The organism is Arhodomonas sp. KWT (assembly GCF_010993615.1).
In genome coordinates this window covers 1-826 of the sequence record NZ_WNXE01000737.1, presented here as the reverse complement: position 1 = coordinate 826, position 826 = coordinate 1, and the positions used below count along the sequence as shown (strand labels likewise).

At 69.5% G+C, this 826-nt stretch carries 2 protein-coding genes; both read right to left on the bottom strand.

The annotated features are described in order from the left end of the window. Positions 1-470 (bottom strand): amidohydrolase family protein (locus G7A99_RS22080; protein ID WP_163142874.1); only part of this gene is annotated, 470 nt, incomplete at its 3' end. After that, complete coding sequence (locus G7A99_RS22075) at positions 467-775, bottom strand: urease subunit beta (RefSeq protein WP_163144130.1); 309 nt, start codon at positions 773-775, stop codon at positions 467-469. The genes G7A99_RS22080 and G7A99_RS22075, both read right to left, overlap by 4 nt. Positions 776-826: the final 51 nt, after the last annotated feature.

The window sequence follows — 826 nt, the reverse complement described above, 5'->3', positions numbered from 1 at the left end:
CCGCCGAGCATGGTGGTGACCCCGGACATCAGCGCCTCCTCCACCAGCTGCGGGCAGACGAAGTGGATGTGCGCGTCAATGCCGCCGGCGGTGACGATGCTGCCCTCGGCGGCGATCACCTCGGTGCCCGGGCCGACCACGATGTCCACGCCGGGCTGGGTGTCCGGATTGCCGGCCTTGCCGATCCCGGCGATGCGGCCGTCGCGGATGCCGATGTCCGCCTTGACCACGCCCCAGTGATCGAGGATCAGGGCGTTGGTGATCACCAGATCGACGACCTCGGCACCGCTGCGCTGGCTCTGGCCCATGCCGTCGCGGATGACCTTGCCGCCGCCGAACTTCACCTCGTCGCCGTAGACGGTGTGGTCACGCTCGACCTCGATGACCAGGTCGGTGTCGCCGAGGCGCACCCGGTCACCGGTGGTGGGCCCGTACATCTGGGCGTAGGCGTCACGTTCTATGCGCGTCATTTCACCGCCCCCATGACCTCGCCGCGGAACCCCACCACGCGGCGCTCGCCGGCGTAGGCGACCAGGGTGACGGTGCGCGACTGCCCGGGCTCGAAGCGCACCGCGGTGCCCGCGGGGATGTCGAGCCGGAAGCCGAGCGCCTGATCCCGGTCGAAGGACAATGCCGGGTTGGTCTCGTGGAAGTGATAGTGCGAGCCGACCTGTACGGGCCGGTCACCGGTGTTGGCCACGCTCAGGGTACGCCGCTCGCGGCCCTCGTTGAGCTCTATCCCGCCGTCCGCGGGGATGATCTCGCCTGGAATCATTGCCGGTCTCCTCTCCCGCGCGGGCTCAGCTGATCGGGTCGTGGACGGTCA

What these genes read in the sequence shown, in the direction of transcription:
- G7A99_RS22075 (WP_163144130.1), bottom strand. Translation starts at nt 775, where the DNA reads ATGATTCCAGGCGAGATCATCCCCGCGGACGGCGGGATAGAGCTCAAC.